15 protein-coding genes and 1 riboswitch are annotated in these 18,985 nt (G+C 61.0%); of the genes, 4 read left to right on the top strand and 11 right to left on the bottom strand.

The features are described 5' to 3' along the window. Positions 1–69: 69 nt before the first annotated feature. On the top strand, positions 70–483 hold the full coding sequence (locus tag Q4481_RS04915; protein WP_304375206.1) for a hypothetical protein: 414 nt from the start codon (positions 70–72) through the stop codon (positions 481–483). A gap of 43 nt (positions 484–526) precedes the next feature. Beyond that, positions 527–1,348, top strand: coding sequence for a TSUP family transporter (locus Q4481_RS04920; RefSeq protein ID WP_377352927.1), 822 nt, complete (start codon positions 527–529; stop codon positions 1,346–1,348). Positions 1,349–1,365: 17 nt separating this feature from the next. On the opposite strand, the gene Q4481_RS04925 is transcribed toward Q4481_RS04920, so the two are convergent. The 11 genes from Q4481_RS04925 to Q4481_RS04975 form a co-directional block, all read right to left on the bottom strand. Continuing rightward, entirely contained in the window at positions 1,366–1,788 is a 423-nt protein-coding gene (locus tag Q4481_RS04925; protein ID WP_304375208.1) for a MerR family transcriptional regulator, read from the bottom strand. A 110-nt stretch (positions 1,789–1,898) separates the two neighbouring features. Continuing rightward, a complete protein-coding gene (cobO, locus tag Q4481_RS04930) occupies positions 1,899–2,531 on the bottom strand; it encodes a cob(I)yrinic acid a,c-diamide adenosyltransferase (RefSeq protein WP_304375209.1) in 633 nt (210 codons plus the stop codon). A 34-nt stretch (positions 2,532–2,565) separates the two neighbouring features. Continuing rightward, positions 2,566–6,348, bottom strand: a complete 3,783-nt coding sequence (gene cobN / locus Q4481_RS04935; RefSeq protein ID WP_304375210.1) for a cobaltochelatase subunit CobN — start codon at positions 6,346–6,348, stop codon at positions 2,566–2,568. Positions 6,349–6,373: 25 nt separating this feature from the next. After that, the gene (gene cobW, locus Q4481_RS04940) at positions 6,374–7,432 is read right to left on the bottom strand and encodes a cobalamin biosynthesis protein CobW (protein WP_304375487.1); all 1,059 of its coding nucleotides are present in this window, start codon (positions 7,430–7,432) and stop codon (positions 6,374–6,376) included. After that, a complete protein-coding gene (gene cobU / locus Q4481_RS04945; RefSeq protein ID WP_304375211.1) occupies positions 7,432–7,956 on the bottom strand; it encodes a bifunctional adenosylcobinamide kinase/adenosylcobinamide-phosphate guanylyltransferase in 525 nt (174 codons plus the stop codon). The genes cobW and cobU overlap by 1 nt, the downstream gene beginning before the upstream one ends. A gap of 153 nt (positions 7,957–8,109) precedes the next feature. Further along, a riboswitch (cobalamin riboswitch) is annotated at positions 8,110–8,471 on the bottom strand. A gap of 109 nt (positions 8,472–8,580) precedes the next feature. Continuing rightward, on the bottom strand, positions 8,581–8,973 hold the full coding sequence (locus Q4481_RS04950; protein WP_377352929.1) for a ribonuclease toxin HepT-like protein: 393 nt from the start codon (positions 8,971–8,973) through the stop codon (positions 8,581–8,583). A 102-nt stretch (positions 8,974–9,075) separates the two neighbouring features. After that, positions 9,076–9,402 (bottom strand): nucleotidyltransferase domain-containing protein, encoded by a 327-nt coding sequence (locus Q4481_RS04955; protein ID WP_304375213.1) that lies wholly within the window; start codon positions 9,400–9,402, stop codon positions 9,076–9,078. 175 nt (positions 9,403–9,577) lie between these two features. Then, complete coding sequence (locus tag Q4481_RS04960; RefSeq protein ID WP_304375214.1) at positions 9,578–11,188, bottom strand: ABC transporter ATP-binding protein; 1,611 nt, start codon at positions 11,186–11,188, stop codon at positions 9,578–9,580. Positions 11,189–11,192: 4 nt separating this feature from the next. Beyond that, positions 11,193–12,026, bottom strand: coding sequence for an ABC transporter permease (locus tag Q4481_RS04965; protein ID WP_304375215.1), 834 nt, complete (start codon positions 12,024–12,026; stop codon positions 11,193–11,195). A gap of 1 nt (position 12,027) precedes the next feature. Then, the gene (locus tag Q4481_RS04970; RefSeq protein ID WP_304375216.1) at positions 12,028–12,984 is read right to left on the bottom strand and encodes an ABC transporter permease; all 957 of its coding nucleotides are present in this window, start codon (positions 12,982–12,984) and stop codon (positions 12,028–12,030) included. 131 nt (positions 12,985–13,115) lie between these two features. Beyond that, positions 13,116–14,711 (bottom strand): ABC transporter substrate-binding protein, encoded by a 1,596-nt coding sequence (locus tag Q4481_RS04975; RefSeq protein WP_304375217.1) that lies wholly within the window; start codon positions 14,709–14,711, stop codon positions 13,116–13,118. A 961-nt stretch (positions 14,712–15,672) separates the two neighbouring features. On the opposite strand from Q4481_RS04975, the gene Q4481_RS04980 reads away from it, so the two are divergent. Next, on the top strand, positions 15,673–17,142 hold the full coding sequence (locus tag Q4481_RS04980; protein WP_304375218.1) for a cobyric acid synthase: 1,470 nt from the start codon (positions 15,673–15,675) through the stop codon (positions 17,140–17,142). A gap of 152 nt (positions 17,143–17,294) precedes the next feature. Beyond that, positions 17,295–18,884 (top strand): peptidoglycan-binding domain-containing protein, encoded by a 1,590-nt coding sequence (locus tag Q4481_RS04985; protein ID WP_304375219.1) that lies wholly within the window; start codon positions 17,295–17,297, stop codon positions 18,882–18,884. The last annotated feature ends 101 nt before the right edge of the window (positions 18,885–18,985 follow it).

The following is an 18,985-nucleotide window of genomic DNA, read 5'->3' on the forward strand; positions in this document are numbered from 1 at the left end:
CCTCTTGACCTTTGACTATGGTCAAAGGTTTAGACCCACGGGCATCGATCTTCAACCAGGGAAAATCGCATGCTTGCACAAACCAGCCTTCTTCGCATCGGCCGCCTCAGCGCCGCCTATGATCTTGGCGTCACCCTGCCCTTCGCAACGCCATGGACCTATGCGCTGCTGATAGAGCTGTTCAACCATCTCCAGACCATCGCCTGGCCGGATGCCAGCCCGATCGCCATCGAACCGCACCAGATGCTGTTTGCCAACCTGATGGGCTCCGTCGTCGTGGTCTGGTCGATTGTGCGGCTCCGGTTGATGATGGTGGAACTCGTCCGCTGGGATGCTGTTGCGCGCTTCCTGTTCACAGCCTGGCAGATCCATGCCCTGACAAGCGGCGCAACACCACTGCTCGTCCCCTTCATCGTGATCGAACTCCTGTTCGGGATTGCGCAATCCCTTCCGCTCAAGCGGCGCGTAGCCGATCGGATTTGACCCTTTCGGAAACGCACCGCGCCGCCTATAAGCACAGGATTGAATGCCCAATCGGCAATGCCATCCGGAAAGTACCTTCTTGCCCGAACTGACAATTGAGCTTCTCGGTCTCCTCTTCATGGCGGCCTTTCTCGCCGGTTTCATCGATTCGATTGCCGGCGGCGGCGGCATGATCACGGTCCCGGCGATGCTGATCGCCGGCTTCCAGCCGATCGAGACGCTCGGCACCAACAAACTGCAATCGCTGTTCGGATCAGGATCGGCCACGCTTGCCTATGCGCGGGGCGGCCATGTGCAACTCGCAAGCCAGTTGCCGATGGCGATCATGTCGGCGGCCGGTTCTGCTGTCGGCGCGGTGCTGACCACCTTCGTTCCGGGCGATGTGATGAAGGCGGCGATGCCGATCCTCCTGATCGGGATTGCGCTCTATTTCGGCTTCAAGCGCAGGATCAGCGACGAGGACCAACATCAGAGAATGACTCCCTTTTTGTTCGGACTCACCATCGTGCCGCTGATCGGTTTCTATGACGGCGTCTTCGGACCCGGCACCGGATCCTTCTTCATGCTCGCTTTCGTGACGCTCGCCGGATTCGGCCTGCTCAAGGCGACGGCACATACCAAGATGCTCAATTTCGCCTCCAACATCGGCGCATTCGCGGTCTTCGCCGTTTCTGGCGTCATTTCGTGGAAGACCGGGCTTGTCATGGGCGCCGGCCAGTTTCTGGGCGCTCAGCTCGGTTCGCGCATGGCGATGAAGAACGGCGCCCGCATCATCCGGCCGCTTCTGGTGATTAGCTGTATCGCGCTCGCGATCAAGCTGCTGTCGGATCCGATGAATCCGGTCCGGATCTGGCTGGGACTATAGGTCCTCTGGAAGGACGGTCAGTGATCGTCGGCGCAACGGCCGTGGTCGCTGAGCACTTCGATGATCCGGCAATCGGCCGCTTTGCCGGAATGATGGCCCGCAAGCATGCGCTCAAGCTCCCCTTCCAGCTTGCGCAGCTTGTCGATGCGACGGCGGACATCCTCAAGCCTCGCCTTGGCAATCCTGTCGGCATCGACACAGGGTTTCTCCGGATGATCGGCAAGATCGATCAGGCTGCGGATCGCCTCGAGCGAAAAACCCATTTCCCGTGCATGCGCGATGAAGGCCAGCGTATGGCGGGCGCGCTCGTCATAGCGTCGCTGGCCGCCCTCGCTGCGCGGCGGTGCTGCCAGCAATCCCGCATCCTCGTAATAGCGGATCGTCGGCACCTTCACACCGACATGGCGTGACAGTTCACCGATCGACATTTCCTTTGCCATGGCCTTGACCCTCTAGTGACTAGAGGAATTATGAGGGCGCCAGATCATGAATTCAAGAGCCCGGTGAGGATCGTCCGCTGTACCGCGCCCTTGCTCGCTTAAAGGGCGGATCAGAATTCGACGCCCTTCTGGCCCTTGATACCGGACCGGAACGGATGCTTGATCAGCTCCATTTCGGTCACGAGGTCGGCAATCTCGATCAGATCGTCATGCGCATTGCGACCGGTCAGTACGACATGGCACATCGGCGGCTTCTCGGTCTGCAGAAAGGCAATGACATCGGCGATCGCGATATAGTCGTAGCGGATCGCGATATTGATCTCGTCGAGCAGCACCATCGATTTTTCGCCGGACGCGATCAGTTCCTTCGCCTTGGCCCAGGCCGATTGAGCCGTTGCGATATCGCGGGCACGATCCTGCGTCTCCCAGGTGAAGCCTTCGCCCATCGTGTGGAATTCGCAGATGTCGGAGAAATGCTTTTCGATCAGGTCGCGTTCGCCGGTCTCCATCGCTCCCTTGATGAACTGCACCACCGCGCAGGGCATTTCATGGGCGATATGGCGGAAGATCATGCCGAAGCCGGCGGTCGACTTGCCCTTGCCCTTGCCGGTATGGACGATGATCAGGCCCTTCTCGCCAGTCTTGGTGGACATGATCTTGTCGCGCGCGGCCTTCTTCTTGGCCATCTTTTCGGCATGACGCGCATCATCCTGTCCGTTTGGCTCCTGTACGTCCTCGGTCATTTCCACCCCTTCCCTTTCATTCTGTCGGTCGCCCTCAGGTGGCGACCCTGATCATGTCTTCGAGTTCGAACCGCGCCGAATTGGAGCGCGGCGCCCAGAGCTTGCGATCCAGTGCATCCATCAGCTTGGCGGCGATTTCGGCAAGTGCGGCCGGGTTCTTGTCTTTCAGGAAGCCGAGCACGGCCTCATCCATCAGGAAGGCCTGGTAGGCCGCCTCGAAATGGTGGCTCTTCACCGAACCGGTGGTGGCGGCAAAGGCGAACATGAAATCGACTGTTGCCGCGATCTCGGCCGCCCCCTTGTAGCCATGCCGCATGGCACCAGAAATCCATTTCGGATTGACGACGCGGCCGCGCATCACCCGCGCGATCTCCTCGTCCAGCGAGCGGATGACCGGCTTTTCCGGCCGTGAATGGTCGTTGTGATAGATCGCAGGACGATTGCCGGACAGATGCTCTGCCGCAGCAGCCATGCCGCCTTCGAACTGGTAATAGTCATCCGAATCGAGAAGATCGTGTTCGCGGTTGTCCTGGTTCTGCACCACCGCCTCGACCGTCTTCAGACGCGCCTCGAAGAGATCGCGTTCGGCCTTGCCTTCGTCCTCGGCGCCATAGGCATAGCCACCCCATTCGACGAAACTGTCGGCGAGCTGGGCGCGATCTTCCCAGATGCCCTCGTCCATCAGGGCCTGCAGACCGGCACCATAGGCACCGGGTTTGGAGCCGAACACGCGATAACCCGCCCGCCGTGTCGCAAGCGCCGCATCGGCCTCGTTGCGGACGGCAATCTCTGCGGCTTCCCGCTTCATCCGGGCGGCGATCGGATTGTCGGCAGCATCTTCATCAAGCGCGCCGATGGCCCGCACTGCCTTGTCGAACAGCGCGATCTGCTCGGGGAAGGCATCGCGGAAGAAGCCGGAAATGCGCAAGGTCACATCCACGCGCGGCCGGCCGAGGATGGCGATCGGGGTGATTTCATAGCCGGTCACCCGCGCCGAGCCCATATCCCAGGTCGGCTTGGCGCCGATCAGCGCCAAAGCCTGGGCGATATCATCACCGCCGGTGCGCATGTTGGAGGTACCCCAGGCGGTGATCCCGAAACTCGTCGGCCAATCGCCATGGTCCTGTACATAGCGGGTCACCAGTTGCTCGGCGGATTTCCGCCCGAGCTCCCAGGCGGTCGGTGTCGGCACCGATCTGGTATCGACGGAATAGAAATTGCGCCCGGTCGGCAGAACATCCGGACGACCGCGCGTCGGCGCGCCGGACGGGCCGGGTGAAACGAAGCGACCGGAGAGTCCGTCAAGAAGCGCTGTGATTTCCGCTTCGCCGCAGGCGGCGATCGATGGTTTCAGACGAAGCTCGACCTCTTCGAGAACGGCGCGCGTGGCAGCCCAGTCCTCCGGGCAGGCAACCTCGCCCGCGACCAGCCTGTGGGCCAGGATCTCGATCCGCTCGACCGTATCGCCATTGCTGCGCCAGAGCGCATCCGTTTGCTCGGCCAGAATATCCGGACGCGGTCCGATCCAGGGCGCGGCCATGTCGCAGTCAAGAGGGTCGAAGGGCGCAGCGGACGAGGATGCCTCAGTGGCTGCGAGAGGATGAGAATGCCCCACCGACGCAAACAGATCCGCCGCGATGGCGCGTTGCAGGCTGGCATTGGCACCCTGTCCATCGCCGCGCGGGCTGCGGGCCAGGGCCACGGTCAGATCGGTCAACAACCGGCCAACGGGTGCGATGCCGAACACATGCAGCCCGTCACGGATCTGCAGTTCCTTGAGATCGCAGAGCCAGGCATCGAGCTTCTGCAAGGCCTGGTCCTCATCGAGCCCGGTGATGCCGACATCGTCGCCGAGCCCCGTATCGGTGGCAAGATCGAGGATCTGCTGCTTGAGCCGCTTCAGCCGGCGCGGATCGGTGCCCTGCGCCTGGAAATATTCATCGACCAGCGCTTCGAGATCCTTGAGATAGCCATAGCTTTCGGCGCGGGTTAGCGGCGGTGTCAGATGGTCGATGATGACGGCCGACGAGCGCCGCTTGGCCTGCGTCCCCTCGCCCGGATCATTGACGATGAACGGATAGAGATGCGGCAGCGGGCCGAACACGGCTTCCGGGTAACAGCACTCGGAAAGCGCCATCGCCTTGCCCGGCAGCCATTCCATGTTGCCATGCTTGCCCATATGGATCACGGCATCGGCGCCGAACGTCTCGCGAAGGAAGGCATAGAAGGCAAAGTAACCATGCGGCGGCACCAGATCCGGCGAATGGTAGGTTTCCTTCGGATCGATATTGTAGCCGCGCGCCGGCTGGATGCCGACAAGAACATTGCCCATGCGTGCGAGCGGCAGCGCGAAGCAATCGTCTGAAAAGTAGGGATCGGCCTCCGGCGCGCCCCAGCGGGCGGTCACTTCATCCTGAATCTGAACCGGCAGTCTTGCGAAGAAGGCCTTGTAAAGACTCAGCGAAAGCGTTTCGCGGATCTCGCGCCCGTCGCGCGCCGCATTGGTTGGCCCGTCCATGAGATAGCGGATGAAGCCATCACCGTCGGTCGGCAAGTCGCCGGTCCGGTAGCCTTCGTTCGCCATCGATCGCAGCACTTCAACGGCGCCCGCCGGCGTATCGAGCCCGACCCCATTGCCGAGCCGGCCATCGCGGTTGGGATAGTTGGCGAGGATGAGCGCGATCCTCTTCTCGTCATTCGGCTTGTGCCGCAGACGCGCCCAGCGGCTGGCCTGTTCGGCAACGAATTCGATCCGACCGGCATCCGGCTCCGGCCCGACGATATTGACCTCAGTCCGTTCGTCAAACCGTGCCGCGCGCTTGAAGGAGACCGCGCGCGTCAGAACCCGGCCATCGACCTCGGGCAAGGCGACATTCATGGCGAGATCGCGGGCACCGAACCCCATCGACGCCTCTTCCCAGCCGGCCCGCGTCATGCCGGAAAACACCACCTGCAGAACCTGGGCTCCGGTTTCATCGAGCACGGTGCCGCTTTTAGCCGCACCGGGCGAGACGACGGCAAAGCTGGTGGCATTGAGCACCACATCCGGACCGTGGGCAGCAAAAAGCGTCCGGATGGTTTTCGCCGAGACCGGCTCCTTGAGGCTGGCGACGAAGATCGGCAGCACATCGAGCTCTCTTGAGATCAGGGAAGCAATCAGCGCTTCCACCGCCTCCGTCTGGCCGCTCTGGATCAGCGCCCGATAGAAGGTGATGACGGCCAGCGGCCGTTTCGTTTCGCCACGCAGTCCGATCCAGTCGTCTTCGCTGATGACGCCGCGGCCCGGCCACCAGATGCCGGCCTTGTCGAGTTTCCGCGCCGGCTCCGGCTTCTCGCTCCCGGCGACCAGCGCTTCGGCATAGGAAACAAAGCGGCCGGCATTTTCCGGCCCCGCCTCGACCAGATAGGACCAGAGGGCGGTGCCATCATCGGGCGAAAGCGTCGTCCAGGCATCGAGCCCCTTGTCGGGCCGGTCATCGCCGGCAAGGGCGACGAACTGAAATCCGTAGCGTTGCGACGCGCCCATCAGCGCTTCGATCAGATAAGTGAAATATCCATAGCCGCCGAGCGCCCTCAGGACCACCAGGCGGCTGTGGCGGGCGGTCTTGTCGATCCACAGATCGATCGACATCGGGTGTTTCAGGCTCCCCAGATTGACGAGCCGCCAGGAATGACGGCCCGAGCCGGTCGCCGCCGCGACCGAGGCGATCTCGGTATCGGCGGCGGACAGGAAGATCACCTCCCCCGGCGATTGACCGAGATCGGACGCTTCTTCGCTGTCCGACAGCGAGCCTTTCTGGGCAAGAAGAAGATGCATCGGCGACTTTCGTTTGCGAACCGGCTCAGCCGAGGGCTTCGATTTCCGCCCGGATGGCCACGTCGTCCATTTCATCATGCAGGCCGATCACAACCAGACGGGTGCTGCGCGCCTCATCTGCCGTCCAGGGCCGGTCGAAGTAGCTGTCGATGCGCGAGCCGACCGCCTGGATGACCATGCGCATCGGCTTGCCGGCAACCGCCGCAAAACCCTTGAGGCGCAGGATGTCATGGCGCTCGATGATCGGCTTCAGCTTTTCCATGAAGACGTTGGCATCGGCGAGCGGACCGAGCTCGACGACGAAGCTTTCGAACTCGTCATGCTCATGGGCATCATGGCCTTCGCCTTCATGCTCGAGTTCGTGGTGCGACTTGCGCAGCGCAATCTCGTTTTCGGTGCCGACGCCGAGACCGAGCAGGACAGCGGCCGGCAGATCGCCGTTGCGGGCCTCGACCATCTTCGGCTTGCGCGCGGTGGCGGCCGACACGAAATCGCGCACCGACTGCAGCTGGGCGGCATCGAGAAGATCGGCCTTGTTGAGGACGACGAGATCGGCCGCCGTCAGCTGGTCCTCGAACAGTTCCTCGATCGGGCTTTCGTGATCGAGCCCCTCGTCCTCGCGGCGCTGGGCGTCGAGCGCATCATGATCGTCGGCGAAACGGCCGGCGGCAACCGCAGCGCTGTCGACGACGGTGACGACGCCATCAACGGTGACGGCGGTCTTGATGCCCGGCCAGTTGAAGGCAGCCACAAGCGGCTGCGGCAGAGCGAGGCCCGATGTTTCGATCACGATATGATCGGGGCGGTTCTCGCGGGCGAGCAGCTTTTCCATCGTCGGGATGAAATCATCGGCAACAGTGCAGCAGATGCAGCCGTTGTTGAGTTCGATGATATCGTCTTCGGTGCAGGCATCGGCGCCGCAGCCCTTGAGCACATCGCCATCGACGCCGAGATCGCCGAACTCGTTGATGATGAGCGCGATCTTGCGACCGCCGGCATCCGACAGGAGATTGCGGATCATCGTGGTCTTTCCCGCACCGAGAAAGCCGGTGATTACCGTGGCCGGTATCTTTTGCATTTCGATCAACCCTTCATTCTGAGCGGCAATCCCGCCGCCACGAAATAGACTTCCGCCACCCTGGCGGCAATCATCTGATGAAGCCGGCCGGCATGATCCCGAAATTCCCGCGCCATGCGGTTTTCCGGCACGATCCCGAGCCCGACTTCGTTGGAAACCAGCACAAGCTGGGCCTTGAGCGTTGCGATGGCATCGGCAAGCAGCGCGCTTTCCCGCGCGATATCCCGTTGTGCCATCATCAGGTTGGTGAGCCACAGCGTCAGGCAATCGACGAGAATGGCATTGTCAGGATGATCGAGAGATCTAATCCGGTCGACCAGTTCAAGCGGGTCCTCGTGCGTCACCCAGCCGTCTCCGCGCGTCGCGCGGTGATGGGCGATGCGGTCCTTCATTTCATCGTCCCAGGCCTGGCCGGTCGCGATATAATGCTGGAACAAACCGCTCTCCCGGATCAGCCCCTCGGCAAAAGCCGATTTGCCGGACCGTGCCCCGCCGAGCACGAACACAGTGGTTCTTGAAGAGACAGTCACGTGTGTCGGATCCCGTCTGAGAGACAACGGGAAACTGCCATGGCCCGGCCGTCATGGTGGCCTGGCCAGAATGCGCGGACGCAAGCCGTCCGGCAATGAAAATCGGGCGCCATCACAACCTCCGTGTCCATGGCATGCGTCTATGGCACCCGAAGGTGCCGGATTTGTCGGGCAGGTCTCCTGGCTCGCGGTTCCGGCCGGAAAATCCGGCACGCGCATATCCCGCCTTCCCGGATCAGGATGCCGCGTTCGGGGACGATTCGTAGAATAAGAGGCGTCCGCCGAATGTTGTCGCGTCACCACTCCAGTGGCTTGAGGATGGCTTACCCTTCACCCTCCCCTTAGCCCCATGCCGCGGTTGAAGTGTTTCAGGTTCAGTCATCCCGGGAAATGCTCATCCGCTCTACAGTCGCGGGGTCGGCCGGGATATGGATGCCCGGATTGGGTCCATCCGTCCCGTTCCCTTTTGATCCCAAGGCATGAAGCCCACGGGAACCAGACCGGCTAAAAGTAAGGGTTGACCGAAGCCAAGTCAACATGACGGCCTGGGGATAGAAGACGAACGCACATTGCAAAGACGTCGCCTGACTTGCCAACGGCCATAGGCTGCTGGCGCGCAATCGCCTAGTCTTTCGGTCTTTTTTCGAGTTCATCCATCGCCGATGGATCAAGCGTGAGAGCGAGCCGCTTGATGTCGAGCCTAAACATTTCGAACGCTTCGACCGCCTCCCGGACACGTTCCTCAACAATATCGGCGTCAAGCGACATGCCATAGGAATTGCGCTCGCGATGCCGGAAGGCCCGGATTGCATCTAGAGCTCGATAGGTTTCGTCGGAGAGAACGCGTTCCCTTACGCCAGGGAAATCGTTGTGCATCCTCCTGAGAAGGGTTGCATGCCAACCGCTGTCATGTGGAACCGGGCTATTGTCGATATTTGCGGCCACGGCTGCCATCACGCGTTCGCACCCGGAGTAAACCTCACGATCCCGGATGCCAAACCGCCAATGGCGAGCCAAAACATGTGCGGGGCGAGAGTCTGTTTTGTGGCTTTGTGGGTATCCAACGCCAAGCCAAGCATTTCAACCTCGACCGCTATCTCATCAAGGTCGTTGTCAAGGTCAACGAAGATCGCCCGCATCCGTCACCTTTTCCAGGAACCGATGACGCCGATGCGGGGGAATTTCATCCAGATAAACAACGTCGAACCGAAAACCCGGCAAACAATCCTCCACGATTCCTTCGATCCGGTACTTGAGGTGGCGCGGACAGTCGGTAATGAGCAGATCGATATCGGAATGTTCCCCGAATGGGCCAGCGGACAGCGATCCCATCACTTTCGCGCCGACGCCAATCTCGGCCAGACGTCGGACAGCGATCTTCGTCAAGGAAACAGCCCTGGCCTTCCTCGTCTCCAGATCGATTTCGGAGCTCACCGAAACATTCATGGTCCACCTTTTGCGACACGCAATATGGGTGAGGCCTCAGGGCAAGTCAATGTTGGCAACCGGAGCCCTGGGCCGGATAGCAAGGCCAAGTCCATCAGCGACCGGACCAAGTTATTCCAACGAAAACGGCCCGAACCGAAGTCCGGGCCGCTTCATCATTTCGCGTTGTCGAGGATCAGACGATTTTGCGCTTTTCCAGCACTTCGTCGAGCCAGTCGGTCCGCATTTCCGGAACCGACGAAATCAGCTTTTCCGTATAGGGGTGGAACGGCGGCGAGAAGATTTGCGGCGTCGGGCCTTCCGCCACGACCTCCCCGCGCAGCATCACCATCGTGCGATGGGCGATACGGCGGACGATCCCGAGATCGTGGGTGATGAAGAGATAGGCAATGCCAAGCTCGTCCTGCAGCCGCTTGAGAAGCTTGAGGATATCTTCCGCCACCAGCTGGTCGAGCGCCGATGTCGGCTCGTCGCAGATGATCAGGTCCGGATTGGCCGCCAGCGCACGTGCAATGCAGATGCGCTGCTTCTGGCCGCCCGACAGGGCCGTCGACAGCCGTCCGGCATAATCGGCCGGCAGGCCCACCTGGGTCAGAAGTTCGGCAACGCGCGCCCTGGTTTCCTCAGCAGACTTGTTGAAATAGAGCTGATAGGGCCGGCCGATAATCTCGCCAATGGTCTGGCGCGGATTGAGCGCCACATCGGGCAGCTGATAGATCAGCTGCACGCGGCGCAGCTCTTCCTTGCTGCGGTTCTTGTAGGCCGCCGTCAGTTCCTTGCCGCCAAAAGTGACAGAACCCGAGGTGCGTGGCAGGAGGCCAACGATCAGGCGGGCGAGCGAGCTTTTGCCGGAGCCGGACTCGCCGACCACGGCCACCGTCTCGCCTTTCGAAACCGAAACCGAGACATTCTTGAGCACGGTGAAATCGCCATACTGGCCGACGACATTGTCGACCTTGAGCACGGTCTCGCCACGCGTCGGCTCTTCGATGTCCTCGGCGAAATGGTCAGCCGATTCCCGCTCCTTTACCAGCGCCTGGGTGTAGGCCTGGTTGGGATGATGCAGGATCTGCTCGGTCGCACCGAGTTCGACCATCTTGCCGCCCCTGAGCACCATGATGCGATCGGCCACCTGCGCCACGACGGCGAGGTCGTGGGTGATGTAAAGGGCTGCGGTGTTGAGTTCCTTGATCAGCTTCTTGATCAGGGCCAGCACTTCGATCTGGGTCGTCACGTCGAGCGCGGTGGTCGGCTCGTCGAACACCAGAATGTCGGGACGGCAGGAAATCGCCATCGCCGCCATGGCGCGCTGCAACTGGCCACCCGAAACCTGGTGCGGATAGCGCGAGCCGAAGGTTTCCGGATTGGGCAGGCCCAGCGACCGGAACAGTTCGACCGCATTCTTGCGCGCTTCGTCGGGCTTCATCAGACCATGCTGTATCGGCATTTCGCAGACCTGGTCCATGATCGTATGGGCCGGGTTGAACGAGGCTGCCGCCGACTGGGCGATATAGGCAATGCGCTGGCCGCGCATGTCGCGGCGACCTTCGGGCGACAGGTCGCGGACGGAGACGCCGTCGATCTCGACCTTGCCGCCAGTGATGCGGCAGCCGGCACGGGCATAGACCATCGACGACAGGCCGATGGTGGATTTGCCGGCACCGGATTCGCCGATCAGGCCGACCACTTCGCCGCGCTGCAGTTCGAGCGACACATTGTCGACGAGCACCAGACCGTTGACCGATTCGACCCGGAGGTCGGTGATTTTGAGGACAGGATTGGCCATCGGCTCACATCTCCGCAGAAGCGCCCGATGGGCGGGCATTGATGGACAGGATCCAGTCGACGACAAGATTGACGCCGATCGTCATCAGCGCAATCATCAGCGCCGGCCAGAGCGGTGCGATGAGGCCCGAAACGATGGCGCCGCGGTTTTCCCACACCATGCCGCCCCAGTCCGCATGCGGCGGCTGGATGCCGAGGCCGAGGAAGGACAGGCCAGCCACGAACAGGAAGTTGAAGCAGAAACGCAGGCCGAACTCCGAAATCATCGGCGGCAAGGCATTCGGCAGGATCTCGCGACGCATGATCCACCAGGTGCCCTCGCCGCGCAGACGCGCCGCTTCGACATATTCGAGCACCACGATATTCATGGCCACGGCACGCGACAGACGAAACACACGCGTCGAATCGAGGATCGCGATGGTGATCACCAGCGTCGGGATCGAGGAGCCGAACATCGAGAGAATGATGAGCGCGAAGACCAGAAGCGGGATCGAGAGCATCACATCGACGAACCGCGACAGGATCTGGTCGACGACCGGACCACCAATGGCGGCAAAGAGGCCAGCAGCCGTACCAATCGTGAAAGAGAGGATCGTCGTCATCAGCGCAACGCCGATGGTCATGCGGGCACCGAAGATCAGGCGCGACAGCATGTCACGACCATTCTGGTCCGTCCCGAGCCAGTGTGTGGCAGACAGGCCTTCCCAACGGTCGCCGATGGTCGCCGATTCCGAATAGGGCGCGATCCAGGGCGCGAAGATGGCGATGAAGATGAAGGCCGCAACGATGAACATGCCGACCCAGGCAGTGCTCGTGGGCTTGTAGCCGAGGATTTTCATGTCACTTCCCCATCGTCGGTTTGCGCAGGCGCGGGTTGACAAGAATGCTCAAGACGTCAGCGGTCGTGTTGAGAATGATGAAGGCACCGGCGAAGACCAGGCCGCAGGCCTGCACAACCGGCAGATCGCGCTTGGTGACGCCATCGACCATGAACTGGCCGATGCCCGGATAGTTGAACACTTTCTCGATGACGACCACGCCGACGATGAGATAGGCGAGATTGAGCGCGATAACGGCGATGATGGGTGCTGCAGCATTTGGAAGCGCGTGACGCAGGATGACGCGCGAGCGCGAAAGGCCCTTGAGGAAGGCCATCTCGATATAGGGCTGCGACATGATCGAAAGCACCGACGACCGGGTCATGCGCAGCATGTGCGCGGCCACCAGCATGGTCAGGGTAACGGCGGGCAGCGCCGTAATATACATCTTGGTCAGAACCGGCATGCCGGCATAGACCGTGGCCAGCGACGGGAACCAGGCGAGCTGAACGGCAAAGAACAGGATCAGCACATAGGCGATGAAGAATTCGGGAACCGAAATGGTTGCCAGCGAAACGATGTTCGCCACCCGGTCGATCCACTTGCCTTCGTTGATGGCGGCAAGGATACCGAGGCCGACCGAAAGCGGCACTGCGATCAACGCGGCGAAGCCGGCAAGAAACAGCGTGTTCTGGAAGCGCGGCGTAATCGATTTCAGAATGTCGCGCTTGTTGGTCAGCGACTTGCCGAAATCGCCCTGGAGCACATTCCCCAGCCATTCGAAATAGCGGACATAGGCCGGACGATCGAGACCGAGTTCGGCGCGGAAAACCTTCAGTGTTTCGGGAGTAGCGCCCTGTCCGAGAACGGCACTGGCGACGTCGCCGGGAAGGATCTCGGTGGCGGCGAAAATCAGCACGCTCACGGCGAGAAGTGTCAGGATCCCCAGCAAGATCCGGGTGGTTAGCAATCGAAGCATGAAGCCGCCCCCTTTTTGTTCTTTATCGGGAAGTTTCGGCATTGCGACGCGAGTTTATGTCTATCCCCCTCGCATCGGCAAGAAACCAGCGTAAGGAACGGGCCGGCCAGGCCGGCCCGTTCGAAAGCCTATCAGGCGAACCAGGCCTTTTCAGCGACGCGGTTGTCGTCCATGTCATAACGGGCATGCGGCTTCACGCCCTGAACCTTCGGCGAGTAACCGTCGAGGTAGTCGGTGATCGCAAAGCAGATCATGCCACCGTCGTCGGAAATCATTTCCTGGCACTTGCCATAGATTTCCTTGCGCTTGGCATCGTCGAGCTCGATACGGGCTTCGGCGACGAGCGCGTCGAAGTCCGGCTTGCGCCAATCGGAGTCGTTCCAGTCCGAAGCCGAGCCATAGACCTGGGTGAAGGTCTGGTCGGCGGTCGGGCGACGGCCCCAATAGACGGCGCAGAACGGAACCTTGAGCCAGACATTGTCCCAGTAACCGTCCGGCGAAACCTTCGTCACCGTCAGGTCGATGCCGGCAGCCTTGATGCTTTCCTGGTAGATGGTGGCGCAGTCAACGGCCGTGCCCCAAGCACCTTCCGACGTCTGCAGCTCGATCTTGCTACCAGCAGCGAGACCAGCCTTCTTGAAGTGGAAGGCAGCCTTGTCCGGATCGTACGGACGCTGCGGCAGGTTGGTGTTGTAGTAGGGGTTGAGCGGGTCGAGCGTGTGGTCGTTGCCCGGGATGGCGTAACCCGAATAGACCTGATCGATGATCTTCTGACGATCGATACCGTATTTCAGTGCCAGGCGCAGATCCTTGTTGGTGAACGGATCCATGGTCACGCGCGACACGAAGCAGAAACGGTTGCCGGTACCCTTGGTGCGGACGATCGCCAGGTTCGGATCCTTCATCAGGCCATCGACGGTACGGGCATCGAGACGGTTGACCGCATCGACCTGGCCGGACTGCAGGGCGGCCGTACGGGCTGCCGGGTCCTGGATGTAGAGGATTTCGACATTGTCGAAGTTGCCGCGGGCCGGCTTCCAGTAATCGCCACGGTTCTTGAAGGCAATGCGGACGCCCGGCTCGAAGCTTTCCATGACATAGGCGCCGGTGCCGATCGGGTTTTCCCAGTCGGTGAAGTCCTTCGGAACGACGACGAGGTGGTAGTCGCCGAGGATGGCCGGGAAGTCGGCGTTACCAGCCGAAAGCGTGATGCCGACCTGTGTCGGGGACAGCGCCTTGATTTCCATGATCTGCTCGAGGATACCCTTGGCCGGCGACTTGGTTTCGCCGCGGTGGAGCTGGATCGAGTAGATGATATCGTCGGCGTCGAGAGTCTTGCCGTTCGAGAACTTGATGCCCTGACGAACGTTGAACACCCAATCCTGGGCGCCCGGCTGGACATCCCAGCTTTCGAGCAGTTCGCCGGTCGGGTTGCCGTCGGAATCGAATTCGATGAGGCCGTTCATGATGCAGAGCGAGGCTGCGATCATCACCGAGTCAGCGTAGGTGCGCGGATCGAGCGAGTCGGAAGCCGAACCGCCTTCCATGCCGAGACGGAGCGTGCCGCCCTTCTTCGGTTCGGCAGCCTGGGCCTTCGAGAACATCGAGGAAGCAGCCGGAATGGCGATACCCGTGGCGAGTGCCAGCTGGATGAAGTCGCGGCGGGACAGATTGCCCTTGCGCGCCATGGCCTCTGCGGCCTTCAGTTTATGTTCGAATTCACTCATGATAGTCTCCCTTTCTGAAGCTTCAGATTTGTGTCGCGCCGGTTCCCCTTGGCGTTTCGACGAACTATGTCATACGCCTCCAAACGGAAGCGTCCGTGCTGTCAAGCAAGTCTGTTCGCTAAAACGGTCGAAAGGGGCGCCAAGCAATCTCATCAAAAGCCAATGCCATATAGGCACCCGTCCGATGCCATGTTCCCCATTCCAGCGGCCAGGCCGCTCAGACCGCACCTCAAGCCATACCCCGGACATTGCGCTTCGCCTGAAGCGCCGACCCGGGCAGGGTCATAAGAGCGATAGACTCCCTTGCAGGGCTTTTTATCGTTTGCCGCGGTGACGGAACCCTGTCGCCCCCGCAGTCTTGTCTCCTGCTTATGATGACCTTACGACGTCCGTCAGAGAAATCAACAGCCCCCTCCGGAGCAGCTGCCAACCAATAGGGCAAATGCTCGAAATTGCGGTTGAAATGGCAATTGAAAAATCTACGCTAAGTAGCGTTTCCATGCCATTCTGAACGCTCCAGTCGAAAGTAAAGGGTGCGGAGAAGGCATGGACGCAATTGTCATGTACGAGATTTGACTCTTTGTGTTCTCAGAGCGTCGTCTGCCTCACGTAAAATTTTTTTTGAAAAAAATGTCAAAAAACACAAATTCACCTTTAATTAAGGTCTCGCTAACAGTCCGGTAAGGATGTGCCGCTATAGGTTTGGGCACGGCAGGCGCAAGCACAGCCGCTCTCCGGATCAGGTTTTGCGTACCGGAGCATTCTGGACGGCGCGTATCAGCAGTCAGAAAAGTCAAACAAACAGGCCGTATATCCCTTCGAGGTTATACGGCCTGTTTGTTTTTACGCTTTCTTTTACAGACCGCGGCCTGTCGCAAATTCGATTCCTCTTCCCCGACCGATACTGTAGAGCGTTTCCGGAACGACGAAGGTTGACGGGCGAACGAGAGAGAGGCAGGCGATGGCGAAGGCGATCATGTTCCAGGGAACCGGATCGGATGTCGGCAAGAGCGTGCTGGTGGCCGGCCTCTGCCGCCTTGCCGCCAATCGCGGCCTGAGCGTCCGCCCTTTCAAACCGCAGAACATGTCAAACAATGCCGCCGTCAGCGACGATGGCGGTGAAATCGGTCGTGCACAGTGGCTTCAGGCATTAGCCTGCCGCACCCCCTCCTCCGTCCATATGAACCCGGTTCTGCTCAAGCCACAGAGCGACAATGGCAGCCAGATCATTGTTCAGGGCCAGGTCTATGGCCAGGCGCGCGCCCGTGATTACCAGCGCCTGAAACCGGAACTCCTTGAAAAGGTGCTCGAGAGTTTCGCGATCACCGGCGACGGTGCCGATCTGGTGATCGTCGAAGGGGCCGGATCACCAGCCGAAATCAACCTCCGCAGGGGAGATATCGCCAATATGGGATTCGCCCGCGCCGCCAATGTTCCGGTCGTGCTGGTCGGCGACATCGATCGCGGCGGCGTCATCGCCTCTCTGGTCGGCACCCACCAGATCCTCGAAGCGGAAGACAGGTCCATGGTGAGTGGTTACCTCATCAACAAGTTCCGCGGCGATGTGAGCCTCTTCGATGACGGGATCGCTGCCATCGGGCGCTATACCAATTGGCCCTGTTTCGGCGTCGTTCCCTGGCTCGCCGCGGCCGGTCGCCTTCCCGCCGAAGATTCCGTCACGCTCGAACGGGCCGTGCGCGGCGAAGCCAAAGCGCTCCGGATTGCGGTTCCGGTTACCCCGCGCATTGCCAATTTCGATGATTTCGATGCGCTGGCCGCCGAGCCTGATGTCGAACTCGTTTTCGTCAAGCCGGGCGAACGGCTGCCGCAGGATGCCGGACTCGTGATCCTGGCCGGATCGAAGGCCACGATCTCCGATCTTGAAGCCTTCCGAGACGCAGGCTGGGAAGAAGATCTCCATCGGCATGTCAGGCGCGGTGGCCGCGTGATCGGCATCTGCGGCGGCTACCAGATGCTCGGCCGCTCGATCTCCGATCCGCTCGGCATGGAGGGTAAGCCCCGCGACATCAAGGGGCTCGGCCTCCTCGAGGTGGATACGGTGATGGCACCGGAAAAGCGGCTCGCCAATTCTGAAGCCCGCTCCGTGCCTTACGGGAGCGCACTCCAGGGATACGAAATCCATCTCGGAACGACTTCCGGTCCGGATTGCCGCAATCCCTATGTCGAGATTGACGGCAGGCCGGATGGCGCCATGGCGCATTCGGGTCTGGTCGCCGGCACCTATCTGCATCGTCTGTTCGACAGCGATCCCTTCCGCCGCAACCTGCTTTCGGAATTCGGCATCGAAGGCGGCGTGATGGATTATCGCGCGAGCGTTCATCAGGCGCTCGACGAGGTCGCAGCCGGCCTCGAACAGTCTTTGGATCCGCATTGGCTCGCCAATATTTTCGGCCCGGCAACAAAAGGTTGATCGGTTCCGAATAAAACCGGGGCATTTTTCGTCATTACTTCCGAATTGGCCTCGTTAGCCAAATTTTAGGATGATTGTTGCTGCCGATCGGGTATCATTGCACAGAGTGAGAGTGCGACCCTTCGAAAGCGCGCCCGAAACAGGGGGAAATGATGCAGATGCCCAAGCACGTGAAGATTTTGCTGGCCTCGGCCATGAGCTTTTCTCTTGCCACCTCGCCGCTGAGCACGGTCGTGGCCCATGCCCAGAATGCGCCCTCGGCCGAAGCGCCGGGCGCATCGACCTGGCAGAAGGAATTCGATCTCTGGCGCAGCGCCTCACGCTCCGGCACCGCCAAGGATTATGCCGCCTATCTCAAGGCCTATCCGAACGGCAAGTTCGCAAGCGTTGCCAAGCGCAAGCTCGATGCGCTGAACAGCCCCGAAACCGCCGATGCCAGCAAGGCCGTGACCGAGCCAGCAGATGCCGCCAAGACCGATGAGGTGAAGACAGCAGCCACCGATGAGGCGGCCGACGATGGTCGCAAGGACCTGCAGCTGTGGCGCGAAGTTTCCAAGACCGGAACGGAAGAAGGCTATCGCAAATATCTCAAGGCCTTCCCCAAGGGCAAATTCGCCAAGGTCGCGCAGACCCGTATCGACGCCATGCTTGCCAAGGCCAAGGCACCGGCCGACGACCAGGACACGGCAGCAGCGAAAGAGCCGGCAGCCTCCGATGAGGCAACCACTGAAGATATGACGGCCGATACCGCGCCCGACAGCGCCAACGACCAGCAGGCCGCCCAGGCCGACCCGGCTGAGGCAGAGCCAGCGGAAGATGCGCAGGCCGCCGACGCGCAGGACGCAGGCACTCCTTCCGAAGAGATGCAGACGGATCAGGCTCAGGCGGATCAGGCTGAGGCTGACCAGCCAGAGACGGATCAGGCTCAGGCCGATCAGGGAAGCTGGGAGCAGGAATATGCGCTCTGGAAGGAAGCGTCCAACGGCAACACGGTCGCCGAATACGAAGCCTATCTTTCCGCCTATCCGAAGGGCAAGTTCGCGGCGATCGCACAGTCGCGCATCGTAGCTCTGGCCGCTGCCGAAGCACCGGTTGCCGACGTTGCCGAAGGCGACGAGCAGCCAGACGCCAAGCAGCAGCCGGACGAGAACGCAGCCAACAACGACCAGCAGCCGCAGGACGCCGTTCCCCAGGATGAGGACATGGCCAATGCGAACGAAGGCGTGACGGGCAACGATGCGGACCAGACCCCGCGCGCCGACCAGAGAGCAGCGCAGCTGAGCGAAGGAACGCCCGAGATCGAGGACATGATCCTCAATCGCGAGGCACGGCACGAGATCCAGGGCCGCCTGACATCACTCGGCTATGATACGGCCGGCACTGACGGCTCCTTCGGCCCGCGTTCACGCAACGCCATCAGCGCCTGGCAGCAGGACAATGGCGCGCCGGTCTCCGGCTATCTGTCGGAAGATCAGGTTGCGCTCATTCGCCAGCAGTCGGCGACCGCCTATGCACAATGGCTGGCCGAACAGCCGGTCGTCGTGGAAAAGCCGCGGCCGCGGCGCGACAAGGTGATCATCGTCGAGGAACGTCGCAATCCCGCAGTCGATGCAGCAATCGCTGTCGGCGTGCTCGGCGTCGTGGTCGGCGCCACCAAGTTCAACCGGCATGGCAAGTTCAAGCGTGTCAACAAGTTCGGCAAGGTGAAGCTTCTGAAATGCAAGCGGAAGAACCGCTGCTGATCGATTGCTGACGCCTGTTGTTTCCATGGCCCGCCGGCAATACCGGCGGGTCATTTGCTTTCGATCGTTGCGTAGCGCCGTACGCGGCGACACCTGATCCC

Origin of the sequence: Fluviirhizobium alvei (genome assembly GCF_030551875.1) — a bacterium.
In the GTDB taxonomy this organism is placed as follows: Bacteria; Pseudomonadota; Alphaproteobacteria; order Rhizobiales; family Rhizobiaceae; genus Rhizobium_E; species Rhizobium_E alvei.

What these genes read in the sequence shown, in the direction of transcription:
- Q4481_RS04970 (WP_304375216.1), bottom strand. Translation starts at nt 12,984, where the DNA reads ATGCTTCGATTGCTAACCACCCGGATCTTGCTGGGGATCCTGACACTT.
- Q4481_RS04965 (WP_304375215.1), bottom strand. Translation starts at nt 12,026, where the DNA reads ATGAAAATCCTCGGCTACAAGCCCACGAGCACTGCCTGGGTCGGCATG.
- Q4481_RS04960 (WP_304375214.1), bottom strand. Translation starts at nt 11,188, where the DNA reads ATGGCCAATCCTGTCCTCAAAATCACCGACCTCCGGGTCGAATCGGTC.
- Q4481_RS04975 (WP_304375217.1), bottom strand. Translation starts at nt 14,711, where the DNA reads ATGAGTGAATTCGAACATAAACTGAAGGCCGCAGAGGCCATGGCGCGC.
- Q4481_RS04920 (WP_377352927.1), top strand. Translation starts at nt 527, where the DNA reads ATGCCCAATCGGCAATGCCATCCGGAAAGTACCTTCTTGCCCGAACTG.
- Q4481_RS04985 (WP_304375219.1), top strand. Translation starts at nt 17,295, where the DNA reads ATGCAGATGCCCAAGCACGTGAAGATTTTGCTGGCCTCGGCCATGAGC.
- cobN (WP_304375210.1), bottom strand. Translation starts at nt 6,348, where the DNA reads ATGCATCTTCTTCTTGCCCAGAAAGGCTCGCTGTCGGACAGCGAAGAA.
- Q4481_RS04925 (WP_304375208.1), bottom strand. Translation starts at nt 1,788, where the DNA reads ATGGCAAAGGAAATGTCGATCGGTGAACTGTCACGCCATGTCGGTGTG.
- Q4481_RS04955 (WP_304375213.1), bottom strand. Translation starts at nt 9,402, where the DNA reads ATGAATGTTTCGGTGAGCTCCGAAATCGATCTGGAGACGAGGAAGGCC.
- cobO (WP_304375209.1), bottom strand. Translation starts at nt 2,531, where the DNA reads ATGACCGAGGACGTACAGGAGCCAAACGGACAGGATGATGCGCGTCAT.
- Q4481_RS04915 (WP_304375206.1), top strand. Translation starts at nt 70, where the DNA reads ATGCTTGCACAAACCAGCCTTCTTCGCATCGGCCGCCTCAGCGCCGCC.
- Q4481_RS04980 (WP_304375218.1), top strand. Translation starts at nt 15,673, where the DNA reads ATGGCGAAGGCGATCATGTTCCAGGGAACCGGATCGGATGTCGGCAAG.